The sequence below is a fragment of the Pseudohongiella spirulinae genome (assembly GCF_001444425.1).
Lineage (GTDB): Bacteria > Pseudomonadota > Gammaproteobacteria > Pseudomonadales > Pseudohongiellaceae > Pseudohongiella > Pseudohongiella spirulinae.
Genome location: NZ_CP013189.1, coordinates 2,500,203 through 2,519,867, shown reverse-complemented (window position 1 = coordinate 2,519,867; position 19,665 = coordinate 2,500,203). Strand labels below are relative to the sequence as shown.

At 53.1% G+C, this 19,665-nt stretch carries 17 protein-coding genes and 1 other RNA gene; 16 read left to right on the top strand and 2 right to left on the bottom strand.

Going from position 1 to position 19,665, the window contains the following annotated elements; translation table 11 throughout:
• Nucleotides 1–7: 7 nt before the first annotated feature.
• A complete protein-coding gene (locus PS2015_RS11560) occupies nt 8–208 on the bottom strand; it encodes a YnbE family lipoprotein (protein ID WP_058022383.1) in 201 nt (66 codons plus the stop codon).
• Nucleotides 209–276: 68 nt separating this feature from the next.
• Nucleotides 277–1,989, bottom strand: a complete 1,713-nt coding sequence (locus PS2015_RS11555) for an intermembrane phospholipid transport protein YdbH family protein (protein WP_082628111.1) — start codon at nt 1,987–1,989, stop codon at nt 277–279.
• A gap of 67 nt (nt 1,990–2,056) precedes the next feature.
• On the opposite strand from PS2015_RS11555, the gene rnpB reads away from it, so the two are divergent.
• The 16 genes from rnpB to ftsZ all read left to right on the top strand — a co-directional run bounded on the left by rnpB (nt 2,057) and on the right by ftsZ (nt 19,585).
• An RNA gene (rnpB, locus tag PS2015_RS15370) (RNase P RNA component class A) lies at nt 2,057–2,445 on the top strand.
• Nucleotides 2,446–2,723: 278 nt separating this feature from the next.
• Nucleotides 2,724–3,179 carry a division/cell wall cluster transcriptional repressor MraZ gene (gene mraZ, locus PS2015_RS11550; protein WP_058022381.1) on the top strand — a complete coding sequence of 152 codons (456 nt, stop codon included), beginning with the start codon at nt 2,724–2,726 and terminating at the stop codon, nt 3,177–3,179.
• 27 nt (nt 3,180–3,206) lie between these two features.
• Nucleotides 3,207–4,130: a 16S rRNA (cytosine(1402)-N(4))-methyltransferase RsmH gene (gene rsmH, locus PS2015_RS11545; RefSeq protein WP_058023317.1), complete on the top strand. Its 924-nt coding sequence runs from the start codon at nt 3,207–3,209 to the stop codon at nt 4,128–4,130.
• Nucleotides 4,131–4,172: 42 nt separating this feature from the next.
• Nucleotides 4,173–4,517 (top strand): cell division protein FtsL, encoded by a 345-nt coding sequence (gene ftsL, locus PS2015_RS11540; protein WP_082628110.1) that lies wholly within the window; start codon nt 4,173–4,175, stop codon nt 4,515–4,517.
• A complete protein-coding gene (locus PS2015_RS11535; protein WP_058022380.1) occupies nt 4,510–6,237 on the top strand; it encodes a peptidoglycan D,D-transpeptidase FtsI family protein in 1,728 nt (575 codons plus the stop codon). The genes ftsL and PS2015_RS11535 overlap by 8 nt, the downstream gene beginning before the upstream one ends.
• Nucleotides 6,238–6,240: 3 nt before the next feature.
• The gene (locus tag PS2015_RS11530; RefSeq protein WP_058022379.1) at nt 6,241–7,791 is read left to right on the top strand and encodes a UDP-N-acetylmuramoyl-L-alanyl-D-glutamate--2,6-diaminopimelate ligase; all 1,551 of its coding nucleotides are present in this window, start codon (nt 6,241–6,243) and stop codon (nt 7,789–7,791) included.
• Complete coding sequence (locus tag PS2015_RS11525; protein ID WP_058022378.1) at nt 7,788–9,158, top strand: UDP-N-acetylmuramoyl-tripeptide--D-alanyl-D-alanine ligase; 1,371 nt, start codon at nt 7,788–7,790, stop codon at nt 9,156–9,158. The genes PS2015_RS11530 and PS2015_RS11525 overlap by 4 nt, the downstream gene beginning before the upstream one ends.
• Nucleotides 9,158–10,240, top strand: a complete 1,083-nt coding sequence (gene mraY, locus PS2015_RS11520; RefSeq protein ID WP_058022377.1) for a phospho-N-acetylmuramoyl-pentapeptide-transferase — start codon at nt 9,158–9,160, stop codon at nt 10,238–10,240. Before PS2015_RS11525 ends, mraY begins: the two co-directional genes overlap by 1 nt.
• Nucleotides 10,241–10,263: 23 nt before the next feature.
• Complete coding sequence (murD, locus tag PS2015_RS11515; RefSeq protein WP_237113320.1) at nt 10,264–11,628, top strand: UDP-N-acetylmuramoyl-L-alanine--D-glutamate ligase; 1,365 nt, start codon at nt 10,264–10,266, stop codon at nt 11,626–11,628.
• Nucleotides 11,625–12,809, top strand: coding sequence for a putative lipid II flippase FtsW (ftsW, locus tag PS2015_RS11510; RefSeq protein WP_156412728.1), 1,185 nt, complete (start codon nt 11,625–11,627; stop codon nt 12,807–12,809). Before murD ends, ftsW begins: the two co-directional genes overlap by 4 nt.
• Complete coding sequence (murG, locus tag PS2015_RS11505; RefSeq protein ID WP_058022374.1) at nt 12,806–13,900, top strand: undecaprenyldiphospho-muramoylpentapeptide beta-N-acetylglucosaminyltransferase; 1,095 nt, start codon at nt 12,806–12,808, stop codon at nt 13,898–13,900. The genes ftsW and murG overlap by 4 nt, the downstream gene beginning before the upstream one ends.
• A complete protein-coding gene (gene murC / locus PS2015_RS11500; protein WP_058022373.1) occupies nt 13,890–15,323 on the top strand; it encodes a UDP-N-acetylmuramate--L-alanine ligase in 1,434 nt (477 codons plus the stop codon). The genes murG and murC overlap by 11 nt, the downstream gene beginning before the upstream one ends.
• The gene (locus PS2015_RS11495; RefSeq protein WP_058022372.1) at nt 15,320–16,240 is read left to right on the top strand and encodes a D-alanine--D-alanine ligase; all 921 of its coding nucleotides are present in this window, start codon (nt 15,320–15,322) and stop codon (nt 16,238–16,240) included. Before murC ends, PS2015_RS11495 begins: the two co-directional genes overlap by 4 nt.
• Nucleotides 16,233–17,147 carry a cell division protein FtsQ/DivIB gene (locus PS2015_RS11490; protein WP_058022371.1) on the top strand — a complete coding sequence of 305 codons (915 nt, stop codon included), beginning with the start codon at nt 16,233–16,235 and terminating at the stop codon, nt 17,145–17,147. The genes PS2015_RS11495 and PS2015_RS11490 overlap by 8 nt, the downstream gene beginning before the upstream one ends.
• A gap of 13 nt (nt 17,148–17,160) precedes the next feature.
• A complete protein-coding gene (ftsA, locus tag PS2015_RS11485) occupies nt 17,161–18,405 on the top strand; it encodes a cell division protein FtsA (protein WP_058022370.1) in 1,245 nt (414 codons plus the stop codon).
• Nucleotides 18,406–18,421: 16 nt separating this feature from the next.
• Nucleotides 18,422–19,585, top strand: a complete 1,164-nt coding sequence (gene ftsZ / locus PS2015_RS11480) for a cell division protein FtsZ (RefSeq protein ID WP_058022369.1) — start codon at nt 18,422–18,424, stop codon at nt 19,583–19,585.
• Nucleotides 19,586–19,665 lie beyond the last annotated feature (80 nt).

Here is a 19,665-nt window from a genome sequence, read left to right as displayed (position 1 = left end):
TAAAACGTCAGAAAAGATCGCTGTCTTCGCTGAAAATATCGTCAAGTTCACGTTCAACCCGCACCCGGACTTCGTGTTCAATTCGGACATTCAGATTGATGGTGATGGGCTCCTGCGGCATGGCGACCTGCACAGTTGGTGTGCAGGCACTTGCCAGCAACAGACCAATCAGCCCTGTGGTTGACGCAAAGCGTTTTGGTGATTTCATGAGGCTGTCCCGATTGCTTGATAAGCGGACTATAACAGAAGTGCATGAACCCTGGCTTAACAATCAGCTTAATCGTTCAGCCTGCGCATCAGTGTTTCTGTGACAGAGCGGCCAGCCTGAAGACTATTTAACAAAGCGGGAATATTGTCAGTAATGTTCAGGTTAAGATTGATCCTCTGGCCGTCATTGAGCATCGGACTGCTGCCTTGCAGCGCGGTGTTCAAGATCAGATCACCGTTGGTGAGCAGATCAACCTGCATGTCCAGCGTGTCGTAGTTGTAGCGTTGCAGGGCGCGAAATACAAGATCCGTGTTGTCATTACCGCTCGTTTGTGAGGGATGCCGGTAACTTATTGTGCCGCCTGGCGGTGCGGCACGTATTCGGCCTTCTGTGATAGTTGCCTGGGTGCCGCTCAGTCGGACCGGTAGCTCGCCGTTGAGGATGCCGGTCGCGCTGACGGCCTCGTAAGCCGTAAGGGAGAGCACATCGGCGATATCGATATCGCGTAGTTGCAGCTCAATATCGCTGGTCTGCTCAGCTTGCCAGCTAAGACCGGGAGCGCTGACAGTGCCGCCAAAAATGCTGATCGATGGTCGGTCCAGCTCCAATGTTCGTGAAGCCGTGTCAAACCTGGCGCGGGTGTTGATGTCAGTCAGGGTCACACCGATATCAAGCCCGGCCAGTGCCACAGACACTGTGTCACGTGACTCGACTGTCCCATCGCTCTTCAAAAATAACGGCGCATGCCAGCCCAGGCGAGTGAAAACGCTATCATCGACATAACCACTCAGCGATTGAGCCATGAGCGTTATGGGTCCATGCACTTCACTGAGCTGCGAATCTGTCCAGCGCCAGGTCAGGCTTCCATTTGCCAGTAACTGTCCGTCTACAACATCAATATCCTGCGGCAGAGAGGGCAAAAGACGGGAGAGTGTAAGTTTCGAGTCGAATTTCAGCGCGTCCAGTGCGAACTTTCCGTTGCCATTACCGCTTTGCAGATTCTGTGTGAACTGGGCGCTGAGTATCTGCTTGCTGTCAAGGGACATGCGGAGGTCAGCGTCAAGCAACTGTCTGCCAAGTGTGACGGTTTGTTGAAATTGGAAGTCGGACAGGTTTGCGCTGAGGGAGTGGCTCTGAAAGTTGCTGATCCTGAATTGACTTTCCGTTTGCAGGTCTTCGAGCAGCCAGCCGCGCTCAGAATCGTATGCCAGTGACAGTGGAGCTTGCCAGTATGCTGAGGCCTGGCTGAGCCCGATGCCGTCATAGCTCAGCTTGCCAATGGTGACATAGCCTTGCCCGGCAATTGACACCTGACACTGGTATTGCCTGTCGCATTCAAGTGAGCTGGAGGGAATTTCGGCGCGCAGATCATCAATTCGCAACTCCTGATCAAGTGCTCCGTCAGTCAAATTGCCGGACCAGCGCACATAAAAAGGATCCAGTCTGGCTGTCAGGCGTCCAGAGCCATTAAACCCAGGCTCCAGAATCAGGTTCTGCAACTGCAGTGACAGGCCGCTGGCAGGATGCCTCAAGGTGATATTATCGATCGCAAAGCTGGACTGCCTGAATGTGAGATTGTCCATCCGATCCACAATCAGTCCATAGGGCTGCACTGCGTTATTGGCGACGACCAGCAGGAGGTGCCTGTTGTTGGTCCAGAGCGTTGTCAGTACAAGCGCTGTCAGCATTACGACCAGCAAGGTCATGGTAATGCCGGATAAGGTCTTGATTGTTTTTCGACTGACATGCTCGCTCATGGCTTGAGTTTGACACGAGCGCATCTGGTCGTGCTACGAGCGTGATGACAAAAAGCTTGTTTTCAGCCAGAGAGTCGCTTAAATTGGCATCCGAGTCAGCCAGACAGTCGCTGACGGACCAGCTTGTCCTGCCGACTGGTCGGCATTTCAGGTTACCGTTGGAGGAAAGTCCGGGCTCCGCAGAGCAGAACGCCAGGTAACGCCTGGGAGGCGAAAGCCTACGGAAAGTGCAGCAGAGAGTAGACCGCCTGTTTATCGCTTCGGCGCTGGGCAGGTAAGGGTGAAAGGGTGCGGTAAGAGCGCACCGCGCGACTGGTAACAGTTCGTGGCACGGCAAACCCCGTTCGGAGCAAGGCCAAATAGGAACCCAATGGTGTGGCTCGCACTGGGTTCGGGTAGGCTGCTTGAGGTCAGTAGTGATGCTGATCCCAGATGAATGACTGTCCCCGACAGAACCCGGCTTATCGGCTGACTCAACTTTAATTCCTTCGTCTGCACTTTGCCACCCTCATGTCTCATGACAATTTACATTAAGTAAATCCCCCAGTTTTTTGATAAGTCATGTCTTTTTTCGGACTTCTCCTGTGGGGTCTGTAAAATCCTCATTTTTTCCTGAAATTTCATACGCTTCTGTCTCACAAAAAGTGCAAATAGTACTTGCGCTGTGCATTTGCTGTGCATATAGTGTCGCAATGTGGTGTGAAGTGGGACAAAGTGCATCAAAGTGGGATTAATGACAGAGGCCGGGAGTCCAAGTCGTGTTCAGGGGAGTCAACACAATCAATCTCGATGCCAAGGGGCGCATGGCCATGCCGGCGCGCTATCGGGAGATGTTGGCCGATAAATACGGTGGGCGGCTGGTGGCGACTGTCGATTTCTCCGGGCAATGCCTGCTTCTTTACCCCATTGATGAGTGGGAAGTGATTCAACAGAAAGTGGAAAGTCTGTCCAGTTTCGATGCGGCCAGTCGACGGGTGCAGCGTATGTTGATTGGTCATGCGCATGATCTGGAGATGGACGGCAGCGGACGATTGCTGTTGCCGCAAATTCTCCGCAGTCGTGCGCAACTGGATAAACACGTGGCCCTGGTTGGTCAGGGCATGAAATTTGAAATATGGAACGAGGAACGTTGGAGCGCGCAGGCTGACAGTTGGTTTGCAGGTGAGTCCGGTCAGGATGAGTTGCCGCCGGAACTCTTGAATCTGTCTCTATAAATGTCTGATCTGGCAGAACGGTGCGATATGGCTGCAATGCAGGAACATGAAACCGTCTTGTTGCATCCGGCAGTGGATGCACTGGTGACAGACTGCGCCGGCTTTTATGTGGATGGAACGTTCGGGCGGGGAGGACATTCCCGTCTTATTCTGGAACAGCTTGATGAAAACGGGCGATTGTTGGCAATCGATAAAGATCCGGGGGCGATAAAGATCGGTCAGGAACTTTCAGCCAGCGATGCCCGTTTTTGTATTAGACATGGTGCGTTCAGTGATGCTGATCAATGGGTGGCGCCGGGGCAGGCCGCAGGCATTTTGCTGGATCTGGGGGTGTCATCTCCGCAGCTGGATGAGGCCCAGAGAGGGTTCAGTTTTACTCACGACGGGCCATTGGATATGCGCATGAATCCGGAAGCTGGTGAAAGTGCGGCTCAGTGGCTGGGTTCTGCGAGTGAGAAAGAGATTGCTGATGTGATTTTTCAATATGGGGAGGAGCGTTTCTCCAGGCGAATCGCCAAAGCAATTGTCATGCAGCGTGAGGATCAGCCCATTACCCGTACGCTGCAGCTGGCTGAAATTGTGAAGCAGGCCAATCCTGCCTGGGAAAAGCACAAACATCCGGCAACGCGGGCATTTCAGGCAATCAGGATTCATATCAACCAGGAGTTGCTTTCCTTGCAGGAGTTGCTCAGCAAGTCTTTGCAGTTGCTCAAGCCTGGCGGTCGTCTGGTGGTGATCAGTTTTCATTCGCTGGAAGACAGGATGGTCAAGCAGTTTATACAAAAACAGAGCCGTGGTGATGAGTTTCCGAGGGATTTGCCAGTGCCGGAATCTGCACTGAATCCGCGGCTGAAAAAGATCGGCAAGGCAGTCAAGCCGGATGCGCAGGAGATAGCTCGTAATCCACGCGCGCGAAGTGCCGTTATGAGGGTGGCTGAACGTATGGCGTAGTCGTTTGGCCTGACAGGAAAAACCAACAATAGACACGAAGTTATGAAAAAACGGGACATACAGAACACAGATTTATCATCTCAACCAGTGCCGGTGTTGCGCTGGCTGGGTGTGTTTGCGCCTGCTCATCTGTTGTTGGTTCTACTTGCGCTGGCAGTTCTGGTCTCCTCATTGGCTATCGTTGTTTCTTCGTTTGAATCACGCTCCGTATTCCACGCCTTGCAGCAGCAACGCGAGCTCAGTAACGAGCTGGACATGCAGTGGGGTCAGTTATTGATCGAGCAAAGTACTTTCGGCCTGGAAGGGCGTATCGAGCGTCGTGCGATTGATGACTTGAACATGCAACTGCCTGATTGGTCGCAAATTGTGGTGGTGCGAAATGAGTGAGTCAGTCTCCCGTTTCAACATGACAGGCTGGCGTCTGTGGCTGGTCTGCCTGGCGCTGCTATTGGCGGCAGCTGCGCTGCTGTGGAAGCTGGTCACGCTGGTATGGGTGGATGGTGAATTTCTGCAGAATCAGGGCGATGCCAGAACCATCCGCACCGAGCCCATTGTGGCGCACCGCGGCATGATCGTGGATCGAAACGGCGAGCCCCTGGCAATCAGTACGCCGGTTGAATCGATCTGGGTGAATCCGCGCGAGCTGGCCAAAAACGAGTCGGACATTCGCGCTCTGGCGACCAGCCTGCAGTTGAACCCCGACAGTCTGACAGAAAGCGTGCTGGCTAACGCCGAGCGCGAGTTCATGTATGTGCAGAGACGCATTCCACCTGATCAGGCACAGGCTGTCATGGCGCTGGGGCTGGACGGCGTTTACTCCCGCCAGGAATTTCAGCGTTACTATCCGCAGGGTGAGGTCACAGCACATGTGCTGGGATTCAGTAATATTGATGACATTGGTCAGGAAGGGCTGGAGCTTGCATTTGATGACTGGCTGAAAGGAGTCCCCGGTCGCCAGCAGGTTATCAAGGATCGGCGTGGACGCATCATTCGTGAGCTTAATACGGTAGAGCCGGCGCAACCCGGAAAAGCGCTGGAACTGAGTATTGATTTCAGAATTCAGAACCTGGCTTACAAAGAACTCAAGGCTGAGTATATCTACCGAAGGGCCCGTTCGGCCTCTGCTGTCATTCTGGATGCGCGAAATGGCGAGATACTGGCAATGGTCAATCAGCCGTCATTCAATCCCCACAATCGAGCCTCAATTACGGATTTCGGTGCGCTGCGTAATCGCGCGGTGACCGATTTGTTTGAGCCGGGTTCAACGCTTAAATCATTTACCGCGGTGGCGGCTATTGAGTCAGGCCTGTACAGCCGCGATACCATGATTAATACCAGTCCGGGACGTCTGCGTGTTGGACGCGATTGGGTTGAAGATCGCGGTTACAACTACGGCGAAATTTCTTTGGAGGAAATGCTGGTCAAGTCCAGCAATGTCGGTTCAGCCAAGATTGCTCTGGCTGTTGGTCACGAAAAATTGCGTGATGTGTTGCTGCGCGTCGGATTCGGTGAAAGCCCGGCCAGCGGGTTTCCGGGCGAGCGCGGAGGGGTGATGCCAAATCACCGGATCTGGCACGACATTGAGTTGGCTACTCTGTCCTTTGGTTACGGAATGTCAACCTCAGCCCTGCAGTTGGCGCAGGCATACGCAGTCATTGCCAATGACGGTATGCGCACGCCGGTCACAATTCTTAAAGATGGCAACAATAATGGATCTGGTGTAGTGCCTCAGCGTGTCATTGCGGAAGATGTTGTGCACGAAGTGAAAAGCATGCTGAAGGCTGTGGTGGATCCGGAGCTGGGTGGGTCTGACAGCGCCAGTGTCCCTTTTTATTCGATTGCAGGAAAGACCGGTACCGCACGCGTGGTTGGTGCTGGTGGTTATCAGGCAAATCTGCACAACTCCATGTTCGCCGGTTTTATTCCAGCTGATGATCCCCGGATTGTGGTGGTGATCATCATTAATGAGCCTCAGGGCGGGGAGCACTACGGCAGTCAGGTGGCCGCGCCAGTCTTCGCACGAATTGCGTCCGGTGCCATGCGAATACTTGAAGTTACCCCGGATCGGCTCGATTCTTCACGCATCATGACTCTGACAGCGAGGTAAGGTATGAATACTGTTCGTCAATCATCGCCCTTGCCCAGTCTGGCTGAGTTATTATCTGATTGTCCGGAGATGCAGGGATTGCTGGATGATTCAGTTGCTGGCATCACTGTCAGCGGACTGAACATGGACAGCAGGCAGCTAAAGGCGGGCGAGGTTTTTGTTGCTTTATTTGGCAAGAATCATGACGCTCGTGATTATATCGATGTTGCAATCAGTAAGGGCTGCGTTGCTGTGCTTGCCGATGCGGGTGGTGACTGGCACGGTCTCAGGATGACGGGTAAAGTGCCTGTACTGGCGATTGATAATCTGCGTCGCCGGATTGGTGAATTGGCAGCCCGATTCTACAATTACCCTTCACGTCGCTTGCCAGTTATTGGTGTAACTGGCACTAATGGCAAAACCAGTTGCACTCAGTTTATTGCTCAAATACTTGCTGGTTTGGATAAAACCTGTGGTGTTATTGGCACTATGGGTTACGGTGTATTTCCTCAATTGTGTGATACAGGTTTTACCACGCCGGACGCAATTGTTTTGCAACAGGCGCTTTCAGACGTTGTCAGAAACAATGCCAAAGTTGTCGCCATGGAAGTGTCATCACAAGGGCTGCATCAGCACCGGGTGAGCGGCACAGTGTTTAATTCCGCGGTGTTTACCAATCTTACCCGTGACCATCTTGACTATCATGGCAGCATGGCCGCTTATGCCGAAGCCAAACGCAAATTATTCGAGCATGAAGATTTGCGCGTTGCCGTCATTAATGCCGATGATAGTTATGCGGCAACCATGCTGAATGCCTTGCCAAGATCTGCGCAAAGTTTCACTTATAGTCTGCACAGCAAACGAGCTGATGTGTTTGCAGAGGAGCTGACTTTCACGGCCGATGGATTCCAGGCCATCATCAACAGTCCGTGGGGTATTGCCAGCGTGACCGGCCATCTATTGGGCGCGTTTAATTTCAGCAATATCCTGGCGGCCCTGACAGCCGTCATGACACTGCCAGAGGAAATGGATTTTCAGTCTGTTGTTGGCCAGATTGCCAGTTTGCGTCCGGTTAACGGACGCATGGAGCTGATCGGCAACGTCGACGGCGTTTCTGCCGTTGTTGACTATGCGCATACCCCGGATGGTTTGCGATGTGCCCTGGAGGCTGCGCGCCAGCATACCAGAGGGCAAATATGGTGTGTGTTCGGGTGTGGCGGTAACCGTGATCAGGGTAAGCGTCCATTAATGGCAGAAGTGGCGGATCAGCTCGCGGATCAGATCATTGTGACCGATGACAATCCACGCAATGAAAACGCCGACGATATTGTCAGGCAGATTATGTTTGGTTTCTCAGATAAATCCAGGGTTGCAGTGGAGCGCGATCGGGCCAGGGCTATTGAGTCCGCTATCCGCTCAGCAAAGGCTGGAGATCTGGTTCTGATAGCCGGCAAAGGACATGAGTGTTATCAGGATGTTGCCGGACAAAAAATGGCATTCAGTGATGCTGCCCAGGTTCGGCTGGCCTTGCAGGATCGGGCGGCAGAAGCAGTTAAAGGCGGAGGTGTCCAGTGATTGGCTCTCTTTGCCTTTCAGATCTGCAGGCAGTCATGAGTGCTGAGCGCATCGGTGAGGATGTCTGCTTCACGCAGGTAAGTACTGACTCCCGTACTATTGTGTCAGGTGAATTATTTATTGCTCTGACGGGACACAACTTTGATGGCCACAGATTCGTGAAACAGGCAGCGGCAGCGGGTGCGTCAGCTGTCATTGTCTCGAAAAAGCAAGATGTGTCTGTGCCACAACTGATTGTGGATGACACAGAAAAAGCGCTGGGCTGGCTGGGTAATTTGAATCGTAACCGATCCACCGCCGTGATCGCAGCCGTTACCGGCAGTCAGGGTAAAACCAGTGTGAAAGAAATGGCAGGAGCTATCCTCCGCGAGCAGTTCAAAGTGCTTGTGACGGAAGGTAATTTGAATAACACCATCGGCGCACCGTTAATGTTATTGCGTCTCGGTAGTGAGCATGAGCGCGCGGTTATCGAATTGGGTGCCAATCACGCAGGTGAAATTGCTCACACGGTGGCCATGACTAATCCGCAGATTGTCTTATTGAATAATGCGGCGGAAACACACCTGGAAGGTTTCGGAAGTCTTGAGGGAGTGGTGCAGGCCAAGGGCGAAATTATCGATTCAGCGTCAGCCACGCAAACTGTGATTCTTAATGCGGATGACCCGGCCTGTGAAATATGGGTGAATCGGGCGGCCCACCGCACCGTGCGCCTGTTTTCGGTTCAGAAGAATAATGCCGACTATTTTGCCGATAATGTAACAGCCGAAGCAGATGGTATGCGCTTCCGCTTGCATACACCTTCCGGGGCTGTGGAATGTTTTCTGGCATTGCCGGGACGTCACAACGTAGCCAATGCAGTCGCTGCATCAGCCATTGCAGTTGAAGCTGGAGCCGCTCTGCAGTCTGTCAGAAATGCCCTGGCAGCAGTCAAGCCAGTTGCAGGTCGATTGTGCCCGCGACAGGGAATACAGGGTGCAGCCTTGCTGGATGATTCTTATAACGCCAGTCCGTCTTCGTTTAGGGCGGCAATAGACGTATTGTCAGACGTTGCCGAGCAAAGCAAAAAATCGAGCATAGTCATTATGGGTGATATGGCTGAATTGGCCGGCAAGGCTGTCTCAGCTCATCAGGAGGTTGGTCGATACGCCAGACAAGCGGGTGTTACCAGGCTCTGGACTGTCGGTGAATTCAGTCGTTACGCCAGCGGTGCGTTTGGTGAAGGCGCCAAACATTTTGAGACTGTTGAACAGCTGTGTGAATACGCGCGGCAGACCATGAATAATGCCGTGTTAGTGCTCATCAAGGGGTCGCGTAGTGCCGGCATGGATGTAGCTGCTGATTACCTGTCTGAAGGGGAGATGCACTGATGCTGGTACTGTTATCCGAATACCTGTCCCAGTTTAACAGCGGCTTTACGGTGTTTCAGTATATTACTGTGCGCGGCATCATGGGTATTTTGACCGCATTGATTGTTGCGTTAATGGTCGGGCCAGCGATGATCAGGCGTCTGAACAGGCATCAAATAGGCCAGGTTGTGCGTTCGGATGGTCCGGAGAGTCATTTCAGCAAAGCAGGTACGCCAACGATGGGCGGCGCCCTCATATTGGTTGGTATCGCCTTCAGCACATTGCTTTGGGCAGATCTGCGCAATGTCTATGTCTGGGTAGTCATGCTGGTGACATTGATGTTCGGGGCGATTGGCTGGGTCGACGACTACCGAAAAGTTTTCCGTAAAGATCCCGTAGGTCTGCCTGCCCGCTGGAAGTACTTTTGGCAATCTGTTGTGGGTCTGGGTGCTGCGGTGTTTCTGTATACAAATGCAACTGACCCGGTACAGACTGCCTATATTGTTCCGTTTTTCAAAGACGTTGCTATAGAGACTGGGCTTCTTTACATCGTCATCACTTATTTTGTCATTGTTGGTGCCAGTAATGCGGTCAATTTGACCGATGGTCTGGATGGCCTGGCTATCTTGCCGACAGTCATGGTCGGTGGGGCGCTGGGAATTATTGCATATCTGGCCGGTCACGCCGAATTTTCCGCTTATCTGCGAATTCCGTTTGTCAGTGGTGCTGGTGAATTGGTCATTTTCTGCGGTGCAATGCTGGGCGCCGGACTTGGATTTTTGTGGTTTAACACTTATCCCGCACAGGTTTTTATGGGTGATGTCGGTGCGCTTGCATTGGGCGCGGCGCTGGGGATTGTCGCCGTAATTGCACGCCACGAAATCGTGTTGTTCATCATGGGTGGAATATTCGTCATGGAAACGGTCTCGGTCATCCTGCAGGTGGCATCGTTCAAATTGACCGGCAAACGAATTTTTCGAATGGCGCCGATTCATCATCATTTTGAATTGAAGGGTTGGCCAGAACCGCGGGTTATTGTCCGGTTCTGGATTATTACGGTGATGCTGGTTCTGTTCGGACTGGCAACATTGAAACTCAGATAGGCTGTATACAGGCGAGCATGGTAATGAGTGACAACAACGCACCAAAATTCAAGGTGATCGTTGGTCTGGGCAAGACAGGGTTGTCGTGCGCGCGTTATTTCCATGAACGAGGCGAGGCGTTTCGGGTTATCGATAATCGATTCAGCCCACCCTGCCTGCCAGAGTTTGAAGTTGAGTTTCCGTTTGCTGAGGTCGAACTGGGAGAATTTTCCGAGAGCACTCTGATGGAGGCGGGCGAAATTGTTCTGAGTCCTGGAGTCAGCAAGGCAACACCCGAGATTGCCAAGGCCATTGCGGCCGGGGTGTCTGTGACGGGAGATATCGACATTTTCAGTCGAGCTGCCAAGGCGCCGATTGTTGCAGTAACTGGTTCCAATGGGAAAAGTACGGTGGTCACACTGGTTGCAGAGATGGCAAGGCAGTCAGGATTGAATATTGGAGTCGGCGGCAACCTTGACGGACGTGCCAGCGTGCCGGCGCTTGATCTGCTGCGTCTGGGCAACAAGGATCTGTATATTCTTGAGCTCTCAAGCTTTCAGCTGGAAACCACAACGAAACTTGGGGCAGAAGTCGCCACGATACTCAATATCAGCGAAGACCACCTGGATCGCTACGAGAGTATGTCTGACTATATTGAGGCCAAGAAGCGTATCTTCCGCTCCTGTCATCAGGCGGTCATCAATCGTGACGAAACCCCCGAGCTATACAATAGTCTGACAGCGCAGCAGGTGGTCTGCTCGTTTGGTAGCGATGAGCCAGGCAATAATCAACTGGGTGTGGTGTTGCACGAGCGTGAGTCATGGGTGGCGATGGGTGATCATCTCATTATGCCTGCGCGGGATATACGACTGCCAGGCAGACATAATCTGAGCAACGCCATGGCCGCATTCGCGCTGGGCCAGGCCGTCGGTATCTCAGAGAGCGCCATGGTTACCACTTTGCGGGAATTCGGTGGTCTGCCACATCGTTGCCAGCATGTAAGAAATCTGCGTGGCGTGGATTATTACAATGACTCCAAGGGTACTAATGTGGGTGCCACACTGGTGGCCATTCAGGCTGTAGCTGAGCGCACTCGCGGCGAGCTGGTGCTGATTGCTGGCGGTGTTGGCAAAGGTGCCGATTTCTCACCCTTATTGCCGCTATTGGACAAATATGTCAAGCGCGTGATTCTGATTGGCAAGGATGCTCCATTGCTGGCCTCGGTTATCAAGGACAGCACAGATATCATGCGAGCCTCATCTATCGAGGAAGCGGTGCTTGAGGCGGCAGAGAGTGCCAATGACAATGATGCCGTATTGTTGTCACCGGCCTGTGCCAGTTATGACATGTTTAAAGACTTTGCTCATCGCGGTCGTGCCTTTGTTGCCGCTGTGGAGGCGCTGTCGTGACTAGTCTGATTAATAGATCCAGAGGCGCGGTCAGAGTTTCCGTCAGTGACAAGGCGGCAATGCCGAATGTGCTGCTGCTGGTCATGATTGCTTTGCTGGGGGTTGGTCTGGTGATCATGACATCCGCCTCGATGGATATCGCCAACAGCCAGTCGGGTGATCCACTTTACTTCTTCAAGCGCCAGGTATTTTTCATCGGGGTTGGTGTCGGCGTGTTGATGATTATGTTGCACGTCAGCATGGAACTCTGGTATCGCCTTAGTACGGCTTTGCTGGTTTTGTCTCTGGTGCTATTGGTGTTGGTTCTGATTCCGGGGGTCGGCACGGTGGTAAATGGCAGTGCCCGGTGGATCGATCTGGGTTTTTATCGCCTGCAGCCTTCTGAGATGACAAAAGTATTTATGGTTCTGTATATGGCTGCGTTTCTGTCACGTCGACGCGATGAAGTTCAACTGAGCTGGTCCGGTTTCCTCAAGCCCATGGTGATAATGGGGGTAGCGGTAGTGCTGCTGCATTTTGAGCCAGATCACGGAGCCATGGTGATAATAATGGCGACCACCTTTACGCTGTTGTTTCTGGGTGGTGTCAGGCTGCATCGGTTTATGTTGCTGGTAATGCTGTGTTTTGCGGCTTTTGCCTACCTGGCCATCAGCAAACCCTATGTAATTAATCGACTGACCTCCTTCCTGAATCCGTGGGCTGCGGAGTACGTATATGGTGAAGGTTATCAATTGACACAAGCACTGATTGCCTTTGGCCGGGGAGAATGGTTCGGTGTTGGTCTTGGCAACAGTATACAGAAGCTTTATTTTTTACCGGAGGCACACACCGACTTTGTCTTGTCCATTCTGGCAGAAGAGTTAGGTATTGCCGGTGTGCTGCTGGTGCTTGGTCTTTTCACTGTATTGATAGTCAAGGCTCTCAAGCTGGGCAGTCAGGCGCAGCAGCAAGAGCAGTTGTTCAGCGCCTTTGTGGCGTATGGGCTGGCGATGATTTTCGCCACCCAGACGTTTATCAATTTTGGTGTCAATACGGGATTGCTACCAACAAAAGGGCTGACACTGCCCTTTCTGAGTTACGGTGGCAACAGCCTGTTGATCAGCTTTGTCATGGTGGGTCTGTTGCTGCGCATAGATTATGAATTGCAGAATCCACGAGATCATCGGGAGGATTCGCAATGAGTTCTCCGACCGTGTTGATTATGGCTGCAGGTACCGGTGGACATATCTTTCCGGCGTTGTCGGTTGCCCGGCGCTTGCAATCAGAGGGTATCAATGTCGAATGGTTAGGTACACCAACGGGCATGGAAAATGATGTCTTGTCGGGTACCAATATCGTTCTGCATCAATTGCCGGTGAGGGGGTTGCGCGGTAAGCGCCTGATATCACTTTTAAGTGCACCGATCATGCTGCTGACATCGCTTTGGGCAGCGCTGAAAGTGATGAAACAGATCAAGCCGTGTTGTGTCCTGGGTATGGGAGGCTATGTGGCTGGTCCGGGTGGGTTGGCTGCCTGGTTATCACGTCGCCCCCTGGTGTTGCATGAGCAGAATTCAGTGGCCGGAACGACCAACCGCATTCTTGTTCCGTTTGCGCAGGCGGTGCTGCAGTCATTTACTGGCACGTTCAAACCCTCCAAAAAACTTGTCAGCAGTGGCAATCCTGTTCGCGCTGATATTGAAGCTTTGTATAGTGTGCAGCGCTCTTTCTGCAAAGATGGCAAGCTCCATGTGCTGGTTATCGGCGGCAGTCTGGGTGCTGCCAATCTTAATACGCACGTAATTGAGGCTGTGTCTCGAGTAAAACCGGAACTTGATATTGAAGTCTGGCATCAGACCGGCAGACAAAAGTATCAATCGGCAATGGACATGTGCCAACGTTACAAGCTGAGTGAATCTGATGCGTATCGATTGGCACCATTCATTGATGATATGGCTGAGGCTTACCAATGGGCTGATCTGATCATTTGTCGCGCGGGTGCGGGTACTTTATCTGAGCTTGCAGTGGCAGGTTTGCCGTCCGTGTTAGTGCCTTATCCATATGCTATCGATGATCATCAGACAGCAAATGCGCGTCACCTGTCGGATGCCGGTGCCGCCGTGCTTATCGCCGACCACATGCTTGATTCCGGGCAACTGGCGCAATTACTGCAATCTTTTGCGGCCGATCCCGCGCGGTTGCAGACGATGTCTGTAGCAGCCAGAGCCGCAGCACATCCCGATGCCTGTGCCAGGGTGGCCCGTGTTTGCCAGGAGGTGTGTCATGTCGCCTGATCGTTCTCGCTATTATCAGGTGCCTGAGATGCGCCGTATCAAAACCATTCATTTTATCGGTGTTGGTGGAGCCGGAATGTGTGGTATTGCGGAAGTGCTTCTGAATCAAGGTTATCGTATAACGGGCTCCGATCTGCGTGCATCTGGTGTGACGGAGCGGCTGCAGAAAATGGGTGCTGAGATATTTATTGGCCACGCGGCTGCGAACACTGATCAGGCAGACGTAGTCGTTTATTCAAGTGCCGTGCGAAAAGATAACCCCGAGCTGTTGCACGCGAAAGAACAGGGCAAACCAATCATTCCCCGGGCTGAGATGCTGGCGGAACTGATGCGATATCGCCATGCGGTTGCAATTGCCGGTACTCATGGCAAAACCACCACCACCAGTCTTGTAGCCTCAATTTTCGCGGAAGCCCGTCTGGCGCCTACCTTTGTAATAGGCGGGCGCTTAAACAGCGCAGGGGCCAACGCCGGGCTGGGAGAAAGTCGCTATCTGGTTTGCGAAGCGGATGAGAGTGATGTATCGTTTTTGCACCTTCAGCCAATGGTGGCAGTTGTCACAAATATTGATGCTGATCATATGGGGTCCTACGACGGCGACTTTAACAAGCTGAAGAGTTATTTTATCGAGTTTCTTCATAATCTGCCGTTCTACGGTCTGGCAGTATTGTGCATTGATGATCCTGTGGTGCGTGACATCGCGCCCAGAGTTGCGCGTCCGATTATTACTTATGGGTTTTCTGAGCAGGCTGATTACCAGGTGCTTAACTGGCAGCAGACCGAGCAGTATTCAAAGTTCGACGTAAAACGTCCGGAAGGAAATGCGACACTGAAAATCAGCATGGCAATCCCGGGCCGTCACAATGCGTTGAATGCCGCTGCAGCGATTGCCGTCGCGACAGACGAAGGTGTGGATGATGAGTCGATCATCGAAGGGCTGAGAAAGTTCCAGGGAGTAGGCAGACGGTTTGAAATTCAGGGTCACTTTCCTATTGTCGGAGGTGGTCAGATTATGTTGCTCGACGACTACGGCCATCACCCCAGTGAGGTTGCTGCGACTATCGCGGCGCTTCGTGCCGGATGGCCGGAGGCGCGGGTCGTCATGATTTATCAGCCGCACCGCTATACAAGAACCAAGGATCTGTACGACGACTTTGTTCAGGTGTTGTCAGAGGTTGATGTGTTGCTGATGCTGGAGGTGTATTCGGCCGGTGAAGATGCTATTCCGGGAGCCGATGCTCGCAGCCTGTGCCGCAGTATTCGCATGCGCGGCAAAGTCGACCCGGTATTTGTCAAGCACGAAGATGATGTCAGGGATGTACTAATGGATATGGTTAGAGACGGTGACATTGTGATCACGCAGGGTGCCGGCAGTGTGGGTGGTATTGCCAAATCTCTGGTGCAGCAGGGGTTGAAATCATGACGGCTCTTGATCGCTACGGCAAAGTGGCGGTGCTGATGGGTGGTAAGTCCGCTGAACGCGAGATCTCCCTGATGAGTGGTCAGGCTGTTCTGCAGGGTTTGCTGCGCGCCGGTGTTGATGCCATGGGAATAGATGTGGACGCAGATCTGTATGATCAGTTGCGTGCTCTGAAAATAGACCGAGTGTTTAATATGCTGCACGGTCGGGGCGGAGAAGACGGCACTATTCAGGGCTTTCTGGAAACGCTAGGCATTCCATATACCGGCAGCGGGGTACTGGCTTCTGCGCTGGCCATGGACAAAATGAAAACCAAGCTGATCTGGCAAAGTCTAGGGCTGCCGACACCTAAAAGCGAGTTTCTGACAGATGGTACAAACTGGACGGCTTTGGCAGAAGACCTTGGAGAGTTGGTCGTAAAGCCGTCTCATGAAGGATCCAGCATCGGTATGTCGATGGTGTCTGATGCCAATGCGCTGGAGCAGGCATATCTGAAAGCCCGTGCGTTTGATACTGCCGTGATGGCTGAACAAAGAATATTCGGTAAAGAGTTCACGGTACCAGTTATAAATGGCGAGGTTTACCCCGCTATTCAGTTACACACCAGTCATGAATTTTATGACTTTGATGCCAAGTACAAAGCTAATGATACGCAGTATCTCTGTCCCGCGCCTCTGAGTGCCACTAAAGCTGCTGAACTGTCTGCATTGTGTATGGCGGCATTCGACGCGCTAGGCGCCTGCGGTTGGGGCAGAGTGGACGTGATGCAGGATAAACAGGAAAGGTTCTGGTTGCTGGAACTGAACACCGTGCCAGGTATGACAGATCATAGTCTGGTGCCGATGTCAGCAGCAGCCAAAGGTATTTCCTTTGAGGAACTGGTTGTCAATATATTGCAGAGTAGCTGTGACCATGAGTGAGCGTCGTTCAACAGGATCATTCTCGGCCTATGATGATCGGCAGAATTCGCCGGTTGATTTTGCGCCCATACGCGCCGAAGGTCGGGCACGTGATGCTGTGCAAAATGATAGCGAGAACTCTCCAGTATCTCGTGCTCGATTGCCGCGCTGGTTCCTGATGCTGGCGCTGACGGGCGTGGCGATAATTGCGACTTACCAGTATCGCGACCTCATTGTCAGTGCCATGCCTGACGTCGAATGGCCTGGTTTGAATCTGCCGCAGGTTAATCGGCCAATCATTAATCGGGCGATCAATACTGTGCGAATGGAGTCGCCTTTGACAAACGTCACTGAGCAGGAGGTCAGATCGCTGCTGGCCAGGTATACCGATTCCGGTTTCCTGGGTGTGGACGTGCAGGACCTGCGTGATGAGTTGGAGCAGAATCCGTGGATTCATAGTGCCAGTGTGCGTCGTGTGTGGCCCGACATTCTGGTTATCAGTCTGCAGGAAGAAATTGCAGTGGCCCGATGGAAAGAGTCAGAGTTGATCAACGAGTACGGTATGGTATTTGCCGCCCCATGGCGCGGCGGAGAAGAGGGGCTGCCTCAGCTATCAGGCCCCACCGGCAGTGAATCACTGGTGCTGAGTAATTACAGCCGCTTCGGCGATGTTATCGCCAGTGCAGGTTTCAGGATCCGGGCGTTGGCCGTGGATGAGCGAGGCAGTTGGCAGATGGAGACGGCAGATGGGGTCACGATACGCCTGGGCCGCGAATTGGTTGACGCCAGATTGTCACGGTTTATCGATGCCTACAGACGTGGATTAAACAAGGAGCTGGCTGATGTGGCCAGCATTGACCTTCGTTACAGCAATGGTTTTTCCGTCAGCAAACGCTCGGCAGCCTCAGATGCTGTGGCGAGCCGATAGACAGGTGTAAGTTATGAGCGCTGCAGAAAACAGCAAAATGATCGTTGGACTCGATATTGGTACGTCCAAAGTCGTCGCGATTGTCGGTGAGGTCAAAGAAGATGGTGTGCTTAACATCGTTGGTATTGGCAGCCACCGCTCGCGGGGCCTGAAAAAAGGCACCGTTGTCAATATTGAATCGACGGTTGAGTCGATTCAGCGGGCGGTCGAAGAGGCCGAGCTGATGGCAGGTTGCCGTATTCACTCCGTATATGCGGGCATAGCCGGCAATCATATCCGGAGTATGAACTCACACGGGATTGTTGCTATCCGTGACCGGGAAGTGACCCGCGCTGATATCGACAGGGTGATTGATGCCGCGCAGGCGGTTGCCATTCCGGCCGATCAGCGCGTGCTGCATATTCTGCCACAGGAATACATCATTGATTCTCAGGAAGGCGTCAAAGAACCGCTGGGCATGTCGGGTGTGCGTCTGGAAGCCAAGGTCCATCTGGTGACCTGTGCCATTAACGCCGTGCAGAATATCGAGAAGTGCATCAAGCGCTGCGGCCTGCAAACTGAAGAGATCATACTGGAGCAGCTGGCATCCAGCTATGCCGTGCTGACGGATGACGAAAAAGAACTCGGTGTCTGTCTGGTGGATATTGGTGGTGGTACCACGGATATCGCTGTGTTTACCGAAGGTTCCATACGCCACACAGGTGTCATTGCGGTGGCCGGCGATCAGGTGACCAACGATATCGCTATGGCACTGCGAACACCCACCGATAATGCCGATGAAATAAAAATCAAATACGCCTGTGCGCTGACCCAGCTCGCCAGTGCCGGCGAGATGATAAAGGTGCCAGGTGTCGGTGATAGACCGGCGCGTGAGCTGTCCCGTCAATCGCTGGCCGAAGTCGTTGAGCCCAGATACGACGAATTGTTCACCATGGTCAAGGCCGAGCTGCAACGAAGTGGTTACGAGAATTTGCTGGCGGCGGGCATTGTGCTGACCGGTGGCACAAGCAAAATGGAAGGTGTTATAGAGCTTGCTGAAGAGATATTTCATATGCCTGTTCGTCTGGGCATGCCGCAAAGCGTCAAGGGGCTGGCGGACATTGTGCGCAATCCGATTTACTCAACCGGAGTCGGTTTACTGCTCTGGGGAATGAAACAACAGCAACACCAGGAAAAAAGTCATAGTCCGGTCGCTGTCAAGGACACACAGATTAATGTGTTCAAGCGCGTCCGAAACTGGCTGAAAGATAACTTTTAAAAACGAGGGGGCCGATATGTTTGAACTATTAGAAAGTGTTCCGCAAAATGCAGTCATTAAAGTAGTTGGCGTTGGGGGTGGTGGCGGAAACGCTGTCCGCCACATGATTAATAATCAGGTGGAGGGTGTTGAGTTCGTCTGCGCCAACACCGATTCGCAGGCATTGAAGGACGTGCAGGCCAAGACCCTGCTGCAGCTGGGTGGCACGGTCACCAAAGGCCTGGGTGCCGGTGCTAATCCGGAGGTCGGTCGTCAGGCTGCACTGGAAGACCGGGAAGAAATCGCCGAGATTCTCTCTGGCGCTGATATGGTCTTTATTACGGCTGGGATGGGTGGCGGAACTGGTACCGGTGGCGCGCCGATTTTCGCCGAAGTTGCAAGAGAGCTGGGAATACTGACTGTGGCGGTGGTTACCAAGCCGTTTCCGTTCGAAGGCAAAAAGCGCTCCGCCATTGCCGACCGTGGCATCGAGGAATTGTCACAGCACGTTGACTCGCTGATTACCATCCCCAATGAGAAATTGTTGGCTGTACTGGGAAAACAGGCCTCATTGCTGGAAGCGTTCAAGGCAGCCAATGATGTGCTGCAGGGTGCCGTGAAAGGTATTGCTGACCTGATCATTCGTCCCGGCATGATCAATGTCGACTTTGCCGATGTGCGCACAGTGATGTCAGAAATGGGTATGGCCATGATGGGCACCGGGTATGCGACCGGCGAAGAGCGTGCTCGTGAGGCCGCGGAAGCCGCCATTCGCAGTCCTTTGCTTGAAGATGTCAACCTGCATGGTGCCCGCGGCATTCTGGTGAATATTACGGCGGGCGAAAACCTGTCGTTGGGTGAGTTCTCTGAGGTTGGAGACACGATCTCTGAATTTGCCTCTGACGATGCCACGGTTGTGGTGGGTACGGTGATCGATCCGGAGATGGGTGACGAAATCCGTGTTACTGTCGTGGCGACAGGGTTGGGTCCTGTGGCAGCGGCTGAACAGCGTCCGACCAAGGTGGTCGACAATACCACCCGTGCAGCGACCAGTCCGGCCGCCAGTACCGGTCTGCGGTCACGACCTGCCGCGACAGCGCATACCATGCCGCAGGGCAATACCTTTGCCAAGGCGGTCGGGGCCGAAGATGCCATGGATTACCTGGATATACCGGCATTCTTGCGCCGTCAGGCGGACTGAGCATGATACCAGCCCGGAGGCGGCTCCCCCCGGGCTGGTAGCCATCACAGGGGGCTAATCAGTGTTTGGGTTATTTGTTG